Source organism: Actinopolymorpha sp. B11F2, assembly GCF_040195635.1.
In the GTDB taxonomy this organism is placed as follows: Bacteria; Actinomycetota; Actinomycetes; order Propionibacteriales; family Actinopolymorphaceae; genus Thermasporomyces.
In genome coordinates this window covers 160,073-176,145 of sequence record NZ_JBEFTX010000013.1, presented here as the reverse complement: position 1 = coordinate 176,145, position 16,073 = coordinate 160,073, and the positions used below count along the sequence as shown (strand labels likewise).

16 protein-coding genes are annotated in these 16,073 nt (G+C 70.3%); 6 read left to right on the top strand and 10 right to left on the bottom strand.

Annotated features, from left to right (window positions below):
* The first annotated feature begins 61 nt into the window (after positions 1-61).
* Positions 62-832 (top strand): AAA family ATPase, encoded by a 771-nt coding sequence (locus tag ABN034_RS22755; protein WP_349693033.1) that lies wholly within the window; start codon positions 62-64, stop codon positions 830-832.
* An 8-nt stretch (positions 833-840) separates the two neighbouring features.
* Here ABN034_RS22755 and ABN034_RS22750 read toward each other — a convergent pair whose 3' ends face one another.
* On the bottom strand, positions 841-1,665 hold the full coding sequence (locus ABN034_RS22750; protein WP_349693032.1) for an MBL fold metallo-hydrolase: 825 nt from the start codon (positions 1,663-1,665) through the stop codon (positions 841-843).
* Between the two features lie 235 nt (positions 1,666-1,900).
* Between ABN034_RS22750 and ABN034_RS22745 the strand changes: the two genes are divergently transcribed.
* On the top strand, positions 1,901-2,368 hold the full coding sequence (locus ABN034_RS22745; RefSeq protein ID WP_349693031.1) for a Dps family protein: 468 nt from the start codon (positions 1,901-1,903) through the stop codon (positions 2,366-2,368).
* A gap of 131 nt (positions 2,369-2,499) precedes the next feature.
* Positions 2,500-3,330 (top strand): SigB/SigF/SigG family RNA polymerase sigma factor, encoded by an 831-nt coding sequence (locus ABN034_RS22740; protein ID WP_349693030.1) that lies wholly within the window; start codon positions 2,500-2,502, stop codon positions 3,328-3,330.
* A gap of 96 nt (positions 3,331-3,426) precedes the next feature.
* Here ABN034_RS22740 and ABN034_RS22735 read toward each other — a convergent pair whose 3' ends face one another.
* Positions 3,427-3,687: a DUF6458 family protein gene (locus ABN034_RS22735; protein WP_349325973.1), complete on the bottom strand. Its 261-nt coding sequence runs from the start codon at positions 3,685-3,687 to the stop codon at positions 3,427-3,429.
* A 63-nt stretch (positions 3,688-3,750) separates the two neighbouring features.
* On the bottom strand, positions 3,751-5,838 hold the full coding sequence (locus tag ABN034_RS22730) for a DNA polymerase (RefSeq protein WP_349693029.1): 2,088 nt from the start codon (positions 5,836-5,838) through the stop codon (positions 3,751-3,753).
* 88 nt (positions 5,839-5,926) lie between these two features.
* Between ABN034_RS22730 and ABN034_RS22725 the strand changes: the two genes are divergently transcribed.
* Positions 5,927-7,555, top strand: a complete 1,629-nt coding sequence (locus ABN034_RS22725; protein WP_349693028.1) for a serine/threonine-protein kinase — start codon at positions 5,927-5,929, stop codon at positions 7,553-7,555.
* Positions 7,556-7,593: 38 nt separating this feature from the next.
* On the opposite strand, the gene ABN034_RS22720 is transcribed toward ABN034_RS22725, so the two are convergent.
* The 3 genes from ABN034_RS22720 to ABN034_RS22710 all read right to left on the bottom strand — a co-directional run bounded on the left by ABN034_RS22720 (position 7,594) and on the right by ABN034_RS22710 (position 10,015).
* Positions 7,594-8,757 (bottom strand): winged helix-turn-helix domain-containing protein, encoded by a 1,164-nt coding sequence (locus ABN034_RS22720; RefSeq protein ID WP_349693027.1) that lies wholly within the window; start codon positions 8,755-8,757, stop codon positions 7,594-7,596.
* A 176-nt stretch (positions 8,758-8,933) separates the two neighbouring features.
* Complete coding sequence (locus tag ABN034_RS22715) at positions 8,934-9,137, bottom strand: DUF397 domain-containing protein (RefSeq protein ID WP_349693026.1); 204 nt, start codon at positions 9,135-9,137, stop codon at positions 8,934-8,936.
* A 5-nt stretch (positions 9,138-9,142) separates the two neighbouring features.
* Entirely contained in the window at positions 9,143-10,015 is an 873-nt protein-coding gene (locus ABN034_RS22710; RefSeq protein ID WP_349693025.1) for a helix-turn-helix domain-containing protein, read from the bottom strand.
* Between the two features lie 261 nt (positions 10,016-10,276).
* On the opposite strand from ABN034_RS22710, the gene ABN034_RS22705 reads away from it, so the two are divergent.
* Entirely contained in the window at positions 10,277-10,606 is a 330-nt protein-coding gene (locus ABN034_RS22705) for a hypothetical protein (RefSeq protein ID WP_349693024.1), read from the top strand.
* Between the two features lie 179 nt (positions 10,607-10,785).
* Here ABN034_RS22705 and ABN034_RS22700 read toward each other — a convergent pair whose 3' ends face one another.
* Together ABN034_RS22700 and ABN034_RS22695 are read right to left on the bottom strand one after the other, a co-directional pair.
* Positions 10,786-11,235, bottom strand: a complete 450-nt coding sequence (locus tag ABN034_RS22700; RefSeq protein WP_349693023.1) for a hypothetical protein — start codon at positions 11,233-11,235, stop codon at positions 10,786-10,788.
* A gap of 36 nt (positions 11,236-11,271) precedes the next feature.
* Positions 11,272-12,045, bottom strand: a complete 774-nt coding sequence (locus ABN034_RS22695) for a phytanoyl-CoA dioxygenase family protein (RefSeq protein WP_349325829.1) — start codon at positions 12,043-12,045, stop codon at positions 11,272-11,274.
* 101 nt (positions 12,046-12,146) lie between these two features.
* On the opposite strand from ABN034_RS22695, the gene ABN034_RS22690 reads away from it, so the two are divergent.
* Positions 12,147-12,959: a helix-turn-helix transcriptional regulator gene (locus ABN034_RS22690; RefSeq protein ID WP_349693022.1), complete on the top strand. Its 813-nt coding sequence runs from the start codon at positions 12,147-12,149 to the stop codon at positions 12,957-12,959.
* Positions 12,960-13,189: 230 nt separating this feature from the next.
* Here ABN034_RS22690 and ABN034_RS22685 read toward each other — a convergent pair whose 3' ends face one another.
* Positions 13,190-14,482 (bottom strand): glycosyltransferase 87 family protein, encoded by a 1,293-nt coding sequence (locus ABN034_RS22685; protein WP_349693021.1) that lies wholly within the window; start codon positions 14,480-14,482, stop codon positions 13,190-13,192.
* Complete coding sequence (gene mptB / locus ABN034_RS22680; RefSeq protein WP_349693020.1) at positions 14,479-16,056, bottom strand: polyprenol phosphomannose-dependent alpha 1,6 mannosyltransferase MptB; 1,578 nt, start codon at positions 16,054-16,056, stop codon at positions 14,479-14,481. The genes ABN034_RS22685 and mptB overlap by 4 nt, the downstream gene beginning before the upstream one ends.
* Positions 16,057-16,073 lie beyond the last annotated feature (17 nt).

Here is a 16,073-nt window from a genome sequence, read left to right as displayed (position 1 = left end):
ATGGTGCCGATCTCCACTGCCGATCTCGCCTCGTGATCTTCTCCCGCTGATCTTCAAGGACATGATCGTGCTCGTCCGCCGCGCATTCGTGCCAGGCCACCCGCACGCTGACCGCGTCCGCGCCGACACCGCCCACGCCGGCTGGCCGTTCACGGTGCCGTGCGTCGCGGAACTCGCCGAGCACGGGCTCGTGTTCGAAAAGCCCGTCACGTTTCTCGTCGGTGAGAACGGGTCCGGAAAGTCGACCCTGGCAGAGGCGCTCGCCGAGGCATTCGGGCTGGACGCACGGGGTGGGCGTGCCGGCCGCAAGTACGCCAACGATCGCGAAAAGACGCCGCTCGGCGAGGTCCTCCAGCTTGACCTCACACCCGCCGGATCGAAGATGATGACAGGTCCGCGGCGCAGGAAGAAGGGCTTCTTTCTGCGGGCCGAGACCGCGTTCGGGCTCCTCGAGACCGTCACCGGACTCGGCATCCCCGGCTACTGGGACGAGAATGTGATGGCGATGTCCCACGGCGAGGGATTCCTGACCATCTTCGATGCGATGTTCGCCCAGCCGGGCTTCTACGTCATGGACGAGCCCGAGGCCGCGCTGTCGTTCACCTCCTGCCTACGCCTGGTCGCGCTGATGCACCAGCTCGGCAAGACCGGCGCGCAGGTCGTCTGCGCCACCCACTCACCCGTCCTGGCTGCGACGCCCGACGCGGACATCATCGAGGTCGGCGACCACGGAATCCGCCGCACCAGCTGGGACCAGCTCGCGCTCGTCGACCACTGGAAGGCCTATCTCAGCAACCCCCACAGCTACCTGCGCCACGTCATCGACCCGTAGACCGCCACTCACGTGTCCGCGTCGAACGCACCGCTGATCCAACCGATGTAGCGATCGGCCGACCTGCGTACCGCGGCCTTCGCATCCCGCGCCACCATGCCACCGAAGTTGCCGTAGAGCCGATCGAAGTCGTACGGCTCCACCGCGCCGACGACCCGTTCCACGGCGGCGGCCGACAGCGGGATGTTGTTCGGATAACTCCGCATGAACGAGGCCCACCGCTGGTCCGGCGTCGGCGCGATGGTGTCACCGGCCAGTAGCACTCCACGCCCGTCGGCGCCTCCCGCCCAGCGTGTCACCGCGCTCCCCGCGAAGTGCCCACCAGCCTGCACCAGAGTGACGCCGGGAAACAGGTCGTACGTACCAGACCAGTACTCCACCACGCGGTCGGACCGCTGCAGCCATTGCCTGTCAGCCGCCGCGACGAGAACCGGCACACCGCCGAGGGCACGGCTCCATTCGACCTGGACACCGAACATGTGCGGATGACTGGCCGCGATGGCGGCGACACCGCCGAGCTCGCGAAGCCGATCCGCCCCGGCGGCGTCCACGAAACCGGTCGGATCCCACAGCAGGTTGCCCTCAGGAGTACGCAGCAGCAGCGCCTGCTGACCGATCCCGACCTGCGGCCGCACCCTGACACCGAACAGGTCCGGCTCGAGCGCCTCGACCCGGACCCGGTGGCCCGCCGCGGCCAGTTCGTCCAGCGACGTCCACTGCTGCCCCACGGGCAGCACGTACTGACGTTCGTCCGCACAGATCGCACACGTCGCCGGCGGCTGAGCGGTGTCGGAGTGTTCGACCGCACAGGTGGCGCAGATCCAGACCGTCACGAACGCCCTCCCTTTACCTGGCACCGGTTTCCTGCCACGTCCGACCGCTGACGCTAGGGCAACGCCGGAACGCGGTCCTCGGTCGCAGGTCGGATCAGCACTGCTCCCATCGCCCTACGACCCTGCGTCAGGCGCCATCAACGCAGTGTCTTCGTGTTTCAGCGGTCAGGGTGGGGTAGGGGACATCGATGCACGGACACACGCATCGCGTCCACGCAGCCTGAGGAGGTTCTCCATGAATGCCGACAACAGTGTCATCCCGGTTGCGGGCAGGGACGTGGGCGGACTTCTCCAGCCCGTTCTCGTCGACCTGATCGCCCTGTCGCTGAACGCGAAGCAGGCGCACTGGCACGTGCAGGGCCGCCACTTCACCCAGGTGCACGAACAGCTCGACACCCTCGTCGACGACGTGCGCAGGCTGTCCGACGACGTGGCCGAACGGCTGGTCGCCCTCGACGTCGCGGTCGACGGCCGTCCAGCCACGGTGTCACAGACCAACGAACTCCCTGAGTTCGACGAAGGGTTCCTGAGCGACGACAAGGTGGTGAGCGCGATCGTCGACCAGATCGACGCGGCGATCAGCCGTGCGCGGGCCGCCCTGGAACCACTCGACGAGATCGACCAGGTGAGCCAGGACATCCTCATCGAGCTCCTGCGCGCCCTCGAGAAGCACCGCTGGATGTTCGCCGCACAGATCAACTGAGCACCGCGTCCGCCCGCAGGATTTCCTGGCCGGGTGAGGTCGATGTTTGGGCGAGCCGCGACTTGGGCAGGGCAAAAAACAGCGAAGTAACACGTTCAAGCCCAGAGCCCGCGCGAACGGAGGACTCGCTCATGACAACGCCAGTCGACGTTGACCACTCCGTACACGACATCACGTCAGCACACGGTCAGTCCGAAACCGGCCAGGCAGCGGCACCCGATTGGCGGGCGCAGCTCGTCCTCGACCACCTCTACCTGGCGAGGAGACTGGCCAACCGCTACTCCGGGCGCGGCGAACCTGTCGACGAACTCGTCCAGGTCGCGATGGTGGGGCTCGTCCAGGCCGCCAACCGGTTCGACCCCGACCGCGGATCGCCGTTCACCGCGTACGCCGTCCCCACGATCCTCGGCGAGCTGCGGCGACACTTCCGCGACTACTGCTGGTCGGTGCACATCCCACGCCCTTTGCACGACCTCTACCACGCCGTGCTGCAGGCGAACGACCGGCTGACCGGCGAGCTGCAGCGGACGCCCACCGTCCGCGAACTCGCCGAGCACCTAGACGTCGGCGAGGACCAGATCGTCCAGGCGCAGGAGAGCGCGTCGGCCTATTCCGCCCTCTCACTCGACGGCCCCGCCGCCTCCGCTGACGGAACCGACAGCGACAGCCCGCCGCTCCGCGACCTGCTCGGCTCCGAGGACACCGCGCTCGACCGGGTAGAGCAACGGGAGGCGGTGCGCGACGTCCTCGCCGAGGTGCCGCCGCGGGAGGCGAAGATTCTCACGCTGTGGTTCTTCGGCGACCGTACGCAGGCACAGATCGCCGAGGAGATGGGCATGTCGCAGATGCACGTGTCGCGACTGCTCGCGATGACCCTCGCCAACATCCGATCGGCAGTGCTCGACGAGAACCACGGTCCGATCAGGTGGCCATCCCCGCGACAGCGCCGGAAGGCCAGCTGAGACACGTCACCGGAAAGGTCGGCTGAGCACCGTCGAGGCGGGGGTGCCACTGCCAGCGCAGGCACCCCCGCTTCCGCAGGTCTTCTCGCGCCCGGATCACTCCGGCGGTGGAGCGGTGGTGTCCTGGTAGACCTTGCGCTCCGAGCTGGTCTGTTTGCCGTCCTCGAACACCTGATGCTGGGTCACGGTCGTGCCACGTCGGCGCTTGGACCAGATGGTGAACGTCAGCACCAACATGGTGACGCCGGTGACGATCAACACCCAGCCCACGATGTTGATGCGGAGCCAGTCTGGTTCTGCATCCACCGCGAAGGCCAGGATGGCGCCGAACGCTATGAGGAAGATGCTTGCGCCCATGCTCACGATGTGCCACCTCCTTGATGATCAGCTACCCGGGTGGCGGGCGATCACACGTTGCGCTCAGCCTTTGGCGTCGGACCAGCGGGATACGCAGGTGATGTCGGCGACGAACCGCACACCACTGCCGGCCGCCCACACACCGGCGGTGGAGTCCAGGGCCCGGGCCAACAGCCCGGCCGCCGCCTCAGCGTGCTCGGCGGGCACATGGACGAGCAACTCGTCATGCAGGCACAGGACAATCTGGCCACCGAAAGCCTGCAGCCCGATCCGAGCGGCGGCAGCCCACGCCTTGAACAGTTCGGCCGCCGCGCCCTGGACCACGGCGTTGCGCGCGAACCGGCCGTGCCCGGTGACGGCGTGGCTACCCTGGCCCGGCCCCACGTCATGGACCGAGGCGGCATCAGCGCCCTCGACGCGTTCCTCGGTGGCCTCCGGCCAACCCAACCGGATGAGCCGGCCGCCGAACGTGCGGACGTCCTGGCGGTTGTTGCCGGCCTGCTCGGCGGCGCGAAGGTAACCGATCGCGTCCGGATAGGCGCGTTCCATCCGCTTGAGCGCCTCCCCTGCCGCTCCCGACGTCTGGCCGTACATCGCGGCCAGGACCGCGACCTTGGCCGTCGGCCGGTCGCAGTGGAGCGCGGCGGCGACCGGTGCGTACATGTCGTCGGCGCGGGCCGCGGCCGTGAGTCCGGCGTCGCCCGACACCGCGGCGAGCACACGTGGCTCGACCTGGCCGAGGTCGGCACGGACCAGGGCGTGGCGCGGCTCGGCCACGACCGCGACCCGCAGCCCGGCCGGAAGGTTGTGCAAGCCTGCCGACGCGGTCATCCGGCCTGCGGCGGCGTCAGCGGCGCCCCACTCGCCGCGCAGCCGGCCGTCGGACCCGACGTGCCGGTCGAGCCAACCGTAGCCGTAGGTCGTCGCGATGCGTTCGGCCTTGCGCCAGTCGAGCAGTGCCGCCACGCCACGATGGGTCGACCGGAACGGTTCCAACCGCCAGGACCGCGTGTCGGGATAGGCGAAGCCGACCCGCGAGAGCAGGTCACGCACCTGCGCGGGGTTGCGCAGGTCGCAGCTCACGCCGGCAGGGAAGTGCGCGAGGACGGCCGCGTCCCGGCGTTCGCGGACGGCGACCGCCTCCTGCTCGTCGGCCGGGCGCGGACCGATGAACTCCGCGATCATCGCCTCCGCGGCCTGCCGGTCGATCGGCAGACCGTCGTGTTCGAGCTCGAGTGCGAGTAGTGCCGCCGCCGACTCGGCATACGCGGTGAGGACGGACAGCGGCAGCGACCGTGGTGCCGCCCGGGGGTCGGGGAGGGCGCGGAGGGCGCGCTCCTGGCGGGTCTGGACCGCCAGGGCGAGGGTTGCCCAGGTCGGCGCGGCCGCGAGCAGGTCTGCAGCCTCGGCGGCGTCCACAGCGTCGGCGGAGCCAGCAGCGTCGGCGAGGGCGTTGGCCTCGGTGGGAGGGACGCCGGCCAATGCCCAGTCGCGGTCGGTCCACCGACGGCGGAGCTGGCCATCGGGGCGGAGGGCGGCCTCGGCTCCGCCGCCCATTCCGCCGCCTATTCCGCCGCCTATTCCGCCGCCGAGGTCGCGGGCGCCCACGCCATCGATCCCGCCGCCCACCCCGCCCGCCACCCCGCCGCCGACCCGGCCATCGACCCCGCGGCTGATCCGGCTGGCGCCGGTGGCCGGCGCGACCGCCTCGTCGTCCTCGTGCGCGGCGAAGTCGAGCAGGGTCACCTCCCGGCGTACGACCGGTCTCGGCGGTTCAGGTAGGCCGTGACAGGCCGCCCACACGGCGCCCGGGTCCCCCCGGTGACCGCCGTGGAGCACCCGGTGAACGGCCGCGAGGTCCCAGCACGTCGTCAGACGTACGCCGGACTCGAGCAGCGGCCTGGCCGTCGTTCGCGCGTCCCACCAGACCCACCGGGGCCGCAGCAGCGCGGCGACCTCGCCCACCACCCGCGCGGGATCGCCGGCGATGCCCCACTGGGCGGAACCGTCGGGGGTCGCAGCGACGCCGACGCCGGTCCCCGGCGCCACGACGAGCGCCAGCGGGTCACCCGGGCCGACCCCGGCTGCGACGAGGGCGTCGACGAGCCGCGGGACGTCCACCACCTGACCGCCAAGGCTCGGTTGCCGCACCCGCCCATCTTCGCGCCACCCACCGACACCCCGTCGCGATTAGGCTCCTCCCTGACGACGCAGGCGTCAGGAGTGGGAGATCCTTCCGGTGCAGCCATTGCAGAGCGGCGACCCGCGGCAGATCGGCGTGTACGCACTGCAGAGCCGCCTGGGCTCGGGCGCGATGGGCACGGTCTACCTCGGCATCTCCCCCGGCGGGCGTCCGGTCGCGGTCAAGATGGCCAGGGCCGAGCTCGCCGACGACCCGGACTTTCGGGAGCGGTTCCGCCGTGAGGTCGAGATGGCCCGCTCGGTCGGTGGCTTCTGGACCGCCGCCGTCGTCGACGCGGATCCCGACGCCGAGCGGCCCTGGCTCGCCACGGAGTACGTCGCCGGGCCCAGCCTGCACCAGGCCGTCTCCGAGCACGGCGCGTTGCCCGAGTCCGCCGTACGCCGGCTCGCCGCGGGCCTCACCGAGGCCCTGGCGGCGATCCACGCGGCCGGCCTCATCCACCGCGACCTCAAGCCGTCCAACGTCCTGCTGGGCGGCGACGGGCCACGGGTCATCGACTTCGGCATCTCCCAGGCGCTCGAGTGCGCGAAGCTGACGGCCACCGGAACCTTCCTCGGCACACCCGGGTTCCTCTCCCCCGAGCAGATCGCGGGCGATGCCGTGGGGCCGGCGAGCGACGTCTTCGCGCTGGGGGCGGTGCTGGTCTACGCGGCGACGGGACACGGGCCCTTCGGCGATGGGCAGACCTCCGCCCTCATGTACCGCGCGATGCACGCCGAACCCCAGATCGACGGCGTACCCGATGCGCTGCGCCAGCAGATCGCCGCGTGCCTGCGACGCGACCCGGCACTGCGGCCGTCACCCGCCGCGTTGCTGAGCGAGCTGGGTGGGGCCGAGATCCCGCCGGCGACGGCGCCCGGATGGCTACCGCCGCCGGTCCAGACCCTGGTGGAGAAGTACGCCACCCAGCTGCGGGACCATGCCGGACCGGGCGGGGCGATACCGTCCAGCGCCGTGGTCGTCGCTTCGGAGGTCCCGGGCACCGGGGCTGGTCCGACCGGCACCGGTCCGACGGGCACCGGTCCGACGGGCACCGGTCCGACGGGCACCGGTCCGACACCGACCAGGCCGTACACCCAGCTCTTCCAGCCCGGGAACGCCGGACAGCCGCAGCCACCGGCCGCCGCGCCCGCTTACAACGGCGCCGCCACCGGGGGCGTACGCTTCGGCAGCTCCCGCGGCACAGCGCTCGCCTGGGGAGGCGCAAGCGCCTTCCTGTCGCTGATCGCCGTCGACATCGCCCGGGATTCCACGGATGCGCAGCAGCCCGTGGTCGCGCTCGTCGCGTTCATTGCCTTCGTCATGCTCCTCGTCACGGCCGCGCGGTTGCTCTACATCGCCGCGCGCCCGCAGCTCAGCCTGGAGGTCAGCACCGAAGGCCTCACCGTCGCCAAGGGCCGCGACCGGTGGCAGCTGCCGTGGTACGCGGTCGCCCGCACCCGGGTCGTCCAGCAGGGCTCGCGTCCGTGGCTCGCGGTGTGGCTGGCCCCTGGGTGGATGCCGCCGCGGACGTTGGGCGGCAGCGCCATTCGCACGTACCACGGTGGAATCCGGCTCTTTCCCGTCGCGCACGAGCGCCGGAGGCGTCGGCGGGAACGTGAGGTCCGCGAACTCCGGGCCGCGCTGGCCTGGCACGGGCCGCAGGCGTTCGACCGCAGCCCCTGACCGCCGCGCACCGCCCAGCATCCGTCACCGGCGCGCGCTCAGGAGCGCAGCTGGAACGTCTCGAACCGGTCGAGCTCTGCTTCGATGCGCGCCTTGTGGGCGGAGGCCGTGCCGTTGCCGACCCAGGTCCACTGCTGGATGAGCAGCGCGCCCTTCTCGCGGTCGGTCTTGAGGTCGATGGCCGCGACGATCTCGTCGCCCACGAGCACCGGGAGCGCGAAGTAGCCGAAGACCCGCTTCTCCTTCGGTACGTACGCCTCGAAGATGTGCCGGTAGTCGAAGAAGAGCGCGAGCCGTTTGCGTTGGATGATCAGCGGGTCGAACGGCGACAGGACGCGCACGAGTTCCTCGGCAGGGGCGGCGGTCGACTCGAGGGTGTGCGGCTCGGCCCAGTGCTCGACCTTGCCGGCACCGTCGAACGTCACCGGTACGAGTTCCTTCCGGCGCACGCGGGACTCGATCAGGGCACGCATGGCCGGCTTGGCCCTGGGCTCGTGGTAGCAGGCAGAGTCAAGGCTCACCAGGCCCTGCGCGCGCAGAGCACGGTCGAGTTTGTAGGCGAGAATCTGCCGCTCGGTCGCCGGCCTGGGTGGCTTGTCCCAGCCGAAGTGCCGGCCGGTGAGTTCGTACGTCTTGACCATGCCGGTGCGTTCGCTGACCGTGACCACGCCGCGGCGGAACTGCTCCTCCAGCGCACGCTTCGACGGTTTACGGCTCGCCCAAAGCCAATCCTTTTCCACCAGGACGTCATCGGTGATATCGCGGATGGTGAGGGCGCCGTCTTTGCGAATCAGGTGGTGGACCTTGCGCAGATCCTCGTCGGTGACCGTGCGGTTCCAGGGCATCCTGGGTGCTTGACGGTTGCGCTTCATCCCCGGCATGAAGAACCGGAAATCGTTCGACGGCACGTACGCGAGGGCGTGGGTCCAGTACTCGAAGACGGTCTTGTCGATGGTCTGCGCCTGATGGAGATGCGCGCGCCGATAGTCCGGGATCCGGGTCCAGAGAATGTGGTGGTGGCAGCGCTCGATGACGTTGATGGTGTCGATCTGCACGTAGCCCAGGTGCTCGACCGCGGAGTGCGTCGCTCCGGCCCCACCGCCGAACGGTGCGCGGGCGTCGAGCCGCTGGGCACGCAGCCAGATGCGCCGGGCGTCGGTCTTGGTGAGCGCCAACGGTGCGCGTCGGGGCGAGGTGGCCATGGCGCGTCAGGGTAACCGGAGCGCGACTCGGCGCAGAAGCCCTCCGACCTGCCGCCGGTGGGCCCGGCCCAGGTCCAGCAACATCGGTACGGACTGTGAGAATGGTCCGCCGAACGACAGCGGCACCCCACATGCCTGTGGGGTGCCGCTGCCCTGCGTCGACTGAGCCCGATCAGCTAGCGATCGAAGTCACCGGCACGGATGCTCGAAACAAAAACGTTCCACTCGCGTGACGTGAACGCGAGCACAGGACCGCTGCGATCTTTTGAGTCACGAACACCCATCGCCGCTCTGTCGAGAACAGCGACCTCGACACAATTTCCGTTGGATGCGCTGTAGCTGCTTGTGCGCCACGTGGGCGCAGTGGACGTGGACTTCACGGACCTCACCTCGACTTCGCCTCCTGCGCTCTGACACGTCGGGCGAGCAGCGCCTTTGTCTCGCCAGGGTCCAGTGCCATTGCGCTCAAATGTCTATAGGCCAGGCTATACCGGTGCACTTCGTGCGGGTCAGCAAGATAGGTGTTTCTGGTCATCGTTTCTAGGTAAACCACGTCGGCTTCCCAGCTCTCCGGAAACTCGAGGATGGCGAATGCCCCGGTCAGACCCGGGTGAGCGCCCTTCACCGCGGGGAGTACCTGCAGATCGATGTTCGGGAGTTCGGCCAGGTCGAGCAGGTGTCTCATCTGGTCGACCATCACCTCCGGCGCCCCGACAGTGGTGTCGAGCACGGTCTCGGCGATGATCACCCACACGTGGAGCGGGTCCGTCTGCCTGGTCAACGCGCCCTGGCGCGCCATCCGGATCTCGAGCCGGCGGTCGATCTCGCCGGGTGAGAGCAATCCCATCGAGTGGCCCTCCATGATCGCCCGGGCGTAGCTCTCGGTCTGCAACCGGCCGTACAGCACGCTGGTGTCGAACGCACGGACGCCGACGGCGAGTACCTCCATCTCCAGATACTCCGTGTAGTCGGCGGCGACGAACTGCTCGTAGGCCGCCCACTGCCGCCGGCCGGCCGTGGAGGCCCGCTCCATGAGCTGCGCGCGGCGTTCGGCGGCGACGCCGTAGTAGTCGAGAAGGACACCGAGGTCCTTCAGACTGACCCCGCTGACCGCGGTCTCGACCCGCCCGAGTTTGGCGGTTTTCCATCCGATGGCCTCTGCGACCTGCGCAAGCGTGGTCTGCCGGGTCTCGCGGAGGAACCGGAGCTCAGCCGCGAGACGGCGTTCTCGCAGAGTGGGCTGTCGTCGGCGTGGCATGTGCGGTGTTACGCCTCCCCGCGGTCGAGCGGTCGCGGTCTGCAATCGATTGCGAGCTATTGTGCCCTGCCCGCCGGACACGACAACTTTGACTCTGGGTGAGAATTCTTACCGCAATTGCTTGCCGCCCACACGATTTGAGTACTACGGTCGGTTTCGTCCCGCGGACAGTCTGTAGCGTCCCTGCCCCCGATTGCTCGGCGCCTTGCGGGTCGACCGAACAACGGCAGGGTGACCCGACCTCGACGGGGAGGACTCGGAATGATCTGGGCTGAACTGGAAGCAATCGCCGACCGACGTCTCGCGGAGCGACGATCGATCCAGGAACAATACGTCCGAAAGCTTTACGACCGTGTCGTCACGGACGGTTACCGCGCGGAGGTTCTCGACCAGTCACGCGACGGCTGGCACGTCCGCGTCCAGTACCCGCCGTCGTCCGACGTGTGGATCACCGTTCGCTGCGTCGTCGCCGACGGTCGCGCCCGCTTCGAATGGTGCAGGTGGCTCCCGTGGACCTGCGCGGCCGACGACATCGACACCGCGGCGTCCTTCCTCCGCGACCTGCTCGGCGCCCCTGACCAGACTTTCTGACCTACGCCGGTTCGACCTGACGTACGCCCAGAAGCACAGCACGGCACCGCACGCGCCCGGGGGAGGGTGATCCGGCGAGGGCCACCGTGGCCTCACCCGAGTGAGTACACGGTGGCCCTCGTCGCTTTCTGCCTCGCACCGCTGGACACGGCCGGCGCCTGACTCCCTGACCTGTCCGATCAGTTTTCGGCGATCAGGCAGGCGTACGGCTGCTGCCCACCGCGTGGGCGGCAGCCGGCCGCCACGATCTTCCAGTTCTTCGCGCTCACCGCGAGGAAGACGGTGTCGCGGGCAAGCGCCACCTGGGCCTGGTCGCCGGCGAGACGGACGGTACGTACGTCACCCGCCGCGGCGAGCTTCCCGGCGAGGACAGCCTTCGCGCACGGGAGCTGGCTGACACGTTCGAGCGCTCGCCTCGTCTGCGGTGCCAGCAGGTCACAGGCCGCCGGGCCCTGGCGGTGGTCGACCGCGGCGTGAAAGGCGCGCGCGACCGAGGCGGCCGCCTTCTCCTCATCGGCCGGCGCGCCACAGCCGGCCGCCGTGGCGAGCGCGGCAGCCACGGCGAACGACGCGACCGCGGCGGCTGCCGCACGCCCCACACTTGTTACTTCGTGACCTGATGCCATCACGCTCCGTGGCATACCCGCCCGGTGGTGTGCTATGCCTCAGAGCTGGGCGACCACGTTCCCGCCATCGAGGAACTGCTCGAACGACCCCCACGGCTCGGTCCCGTCCTTGCTCATGATGACCTCGCCGGAGTACTGCGCGAGGTAGACCCGGCGCAACCTGTCCGTCGTGTTCGGCCCACTGCGGTGCAGGACCACACTGGAGAAGACGACGATGGACCCGGCCGGCGCGGTCATCGGCAGGCCGGGATCGGAGCCGAAGTAGCCCACCCGGTCGTTCACCCTGGGGTCCTCGATGTGCTTGACGTAGGAACGGATGCCCGAGCGGGAGTACGGCAGCAGGTAGACCGAGCCGTTCTCCTCCGTCACGTCGTCGAGCGCGATCCAGCAGGTGAGGTAGGGCTCGTGGTCCTCGTGGACGTAGCCCGAGTCCTGGTGCCAGGCGAAGGACGTGTCGGGGTCGGCGGCCTTGATGACGTACTGCTCCCAGAACAGATAGGCGTTCTCCCCCAGCGTCGCCTGGCAGATCTGCGCCATCGTGTCGCTGAACAGGAACTGCCGCAGCTCCGGACGGTCCTGGTAGATCATGTTGCTGAAGTACCGCTTGCCGCGCGCGTTGATCCCGATCCGGTCGACACCTGCCTCGTCGAAGGCGGCGTCGAGCTTGTCGACGGAGTACTGCGCGCCGCCGCGGAGCAGTTCCAGCTGCTCGTCGGTCAGGGCGCGCTCGAGGACGAAGTAGCCCTCGTTCTGGTACTGCTCACGCATCTCGTCGGTGACCAGGCCGGTGCGTCGGGCGTCGGTCGCGGTCATGGGCTCCTCCATGGCGGGCTCGTCTCGGTGCTACGACGCTAAGCCGCGAAGGCGACCGGCTGGAATGGTCGAGCCCGACCGGGACATGTACGTTCTGGCGTGTGGATCCCCGCGACCCCCGCGCCAGGATCGCCGTCTCCGACGCGCCGCAGACGAGGCTCGGGCAGCTGGTGCTCGCCGGCGAGGTGGTCGACGACGAACCGGTGATGCCGGCGGGGCTCCGCGTCATGCCGGCGTACGTCCTGTCGGTCATCCTCGCCGGGCAGGGGCGCTACCGCGACGCTGACGGGCGCGACGAGCCGATCACCGCGGGCGCGCACACCCTGGTGGGTCCGGGCGATCCCCACTGGTACGGAACGGCGCCCGGCGAGCGCTGGACCGAGCTGTTCGTCGTCTTCAGCGGGCCGCTGTTCGACACCCTCGCCGAGACCGGGGCACTGGCGACGACCGGGCCGCGGTATCCGCGACCCGCGCCGTCGATGGCTGCGCTGCGTACGGTCCTGCGGGCCACTCCGCGCTCGCACCGGGCGGCCGAGCACCAGTTGCTCGCCCTGGCCGACTGGCTCCTCGACACCGCCGATCCGGTCGGCGCCACCGGGCCGAGCGCGGCCATCGCCGCGGCCGTCGACCGACTCGCCGACGACCTCACCGCCCGGGTCGACATGCGCACGGTCGCCGCGGAGACCGGCCTGTCCTACGACACGTTCCGCCGGCGGTTCACCGCGGAGGTGGGCCAGCCGCCGCTGGCGTTCCGCAACTCCCGGCGGCTCCAGGCCGCGGCGACCCTGCTGCGGTTGACCGACATGACGCTCCGGGAGATCGCGCGGACGCTGGGGTTCACCGACGAGTTCCACCTGTCGCGGCGGTTCCGCGCACACTTCGGCATGCCGCCCAGTGCCTACCGCCGTCCGTAGCCGCTGGCACGGCGTCCGCTGCGAATGACCACGCTGAGCATGGTGCTCCCCTGCGAATGACCACGCTGAGCATGCCTGTGAGCGCAGGACAGGCGTCGATGCCCGTTCCTGGGGCTACAGGCATGCTCAGCGTGGTCATTTGCAGCAGCGCGGCCCGGGGCCGCAGGGCGGAGGACCAGCGCGGAGGACCAGGGCGGAGGACCAGGGCGGAGGACCAGGGCGGACGGCGGCTACCGCCGGCCGAGGCCTTCCCGCCCGGGCGCCGCTCCCGAGCCCGCCTGCCGATATGCCGCACCCGGGCCCACGTGCCCAGGCGTCGCGCCCGCCATGGCTGCCGGATGCGTCCCCAGAGGCAGGGCGGCGGTCGCCGTTCCCCGCACGACCGGCAGGCTCATCAGCAGGCCGAGGGCGACCCACGTGAAGGCGCTCCCCCCGAGGAACCCGTCCACCCCGCCGGCATCGAACCGCCAGAGGAAGACGAGGCTGCTGCAGAGGACGAGGTACGCCGCCGCGGCCGCGCCCAGCAGCCGGCGGCGTCGCGCCACCACGGGCTCGCGCAGTCCCGCGTCCACGGTCAGCACCAGCCCGGGGATCAGCCAGACAAGATGGTGGACCCAGCTGATCGGGCTCACCAGGCATGCCACCGCACCGGTCAACGCGAAGCCGGTCAGGACGTCGGACCGGTCGAGGGAGCGCCGGACGTGGTACGCCCACAGCGCCAGCGCCGCGGCCACCAGCACCAGCCAGACCAGCGTGCTCGGCGGCCTCGACGGGTCCAGCCGCACGAGCGCCCCCAGGATCGACTGGTTCGAGATGTACGCCAACGAGCCGACCCGCTCTGTCTGCCACAACGTCGCCGTCCAGTACGTCCACGACGTGCCCGGCGCGATCACGGCCGCGAGCAGCGTCGCGCCGGCGGCCGTCCCCGTGGCGATCGCCGCAGCACGCCGGCGGCCGGTCAGCACGAGATAGATGACGAAGATCGCCGGGGTCAGCTTCAGTGCGGCGGCGAGACCGATGCCCACCCCTGCGTACCGGCCGAAGCGACGGAACCGGGTCGTCCCCGCGAGCAGCCGGGCGTCGGCGAACACCAGCACCATGAGGACGAGGTTGACCTGGCCGAAGCTGAACGTGTCGTACACCGGTTCGAGCAGTGCGAGCAGGCAGGCCGCCGCGATGACGGCGAACCAGGGCGTCCATCGCCGTCGGCGGGCGATCGGGGTGACGAACCAGTACGCCAGCAGGGCAAGGCAGCCGAGGTTCGCCAGCACGCTTCCCGCGATCACGACGGGCCAGCTCACCACCGCCATGGGCGCCATGGCGAGCGCGGCGAACGGCGGATAGGTGAAGCCGTACGACGTCTCCGGCAGCAGGTAGTCGTACAACGCGCCGCCGTCGGACCAGAAGCGCACCGCGCCGAAGTAGATGCTGAGGTCGAAGAATCCCCGCCAGTACTGCACGCCCGCGAGGAACCCCACGGTCACCGTGACCATGGCGATGGCGAGCGCCGGCCGGGCTCTCATCGCGGGTACGCCTGGTAGGCCTGCACCGCCTGGGAGGTCCGGTACGCCGCTGTCCCCGCCGCCTGCGGAAGCGGCTCGGTCCCGTGGAGCGGCCAGTCCTCCCGGTCGGCGAGGGCACTGGCGATGAGCAGCGCCCCGATGGCCATCGCGACACCGAGCACCGCGTGTCCGATGTCGGAGTACTCAGGTGCGAAGCCGTTGGGCAGCACGACCATCGCGAGCACGCCACAGCTCGCCGCGATGGCCCACAACAGTCGAGGCGACAGCGAAGTGACGGCGAGCAGGACGACGGCCCACAGCAGGTACCACGGCCGCAGCGCCGGGCCGAGCAACACGATCGCGCCCAGTGCGAGCCCGAGCGCGCGGACGGGCCCCAGCCGTTCGCGCTGCCACCAGCAGGCGACTGCCGCGACGACCGCGAGACACAGGCCGACCCACCGCCACAGCTCCAGCACGTCGGCGGCCACGCCGACGCCGACCAGGTCGAGGAAGCGTGCGGTGATCCTGGCGAGGGCGCTGGTGATCGACCAGTTGCTCGGTGACGCGGGCGTGCCGAGCGCGTGCACCCAACCGAACCCGGTGCCCGCTGCCGCGGTCAGTACGACGGTCGCGCCGGCGGCGACCGCGGCGGTGCTGAGGCCGGCCTGCACCTCCCGCCACCGGCCTGTCGCCCGGGCCGCCGAGGGCGAGGCCTCGCGGGCGGCCGAGTGGGCAGTCGCACGGGTCGCCGCGTGCGCGGCCCAGAGCGGTACGACGAAGAGCAACCCCACCACCGCCGGCACCTTCACCAGGGCCGCCATGGCGATCAGCGTGACCCCGACGACCCGGCGTCCGGCCGTCACGAGCGCGAGCCCGGCGACGAGCAGGGCGAGCATGACCGCGTCGTTGTGGGCGCCGGCCACCAGGTGCGTGAGTACGAGCGGGTTGAGGACACCGAGCCACAGGGCCTTGGTGGGCGAGGCGCCACACCGGCGCGCCAACCAGGGCAGGCAGACCGCGAGCCCGGCGACGCCGAGCAACGCGACCGCGCGCATGGCGAAGACGCCCAGCACGGTGTTGGTGCCGACGACGTGCGCGATCGCGGTGGCGTAGAGGACGAACACCGGGCCGTACGGTGCCGGCGTGTCCTGCCAGATCGCCGGTACCTCCGCCGCGAGCGGCCCTCCGAGGGTGGCTGGACCGTGGCTGTAGATGTCGATTCCCGCACGCACCATCTCGCCCTGGGCGAGATAGCTGTAGACGTCGCGGCTGAACAGTGGCGGGCAGAGGACCAGCGGCGCCGACCAGGACACCAGCGTGACGAGCAACGCGTGCCTCGTCACTCCGGTCTCGGGGTTCGTGAGCAGTCGCCCCAACCGCCACCAGGCCACGACCAGCAGCGTCAGTCCGAGATAGACGCAGACGACGGCGGGATCGACGTGGTCGCCGATGAGGCGGGTACGTAGGGCCACCAGCTGCGGTCCACCGACCGGCAGCGATCCCGCGAACGAACCACCCGCGGCGACAGCGAGAGCGCCGATCGTCCCGAGTGCGCGAATCTGGACAAGGGACAGGCGCGGTGCGGCTGTCAGCACCCCGGCACCCTGCCACT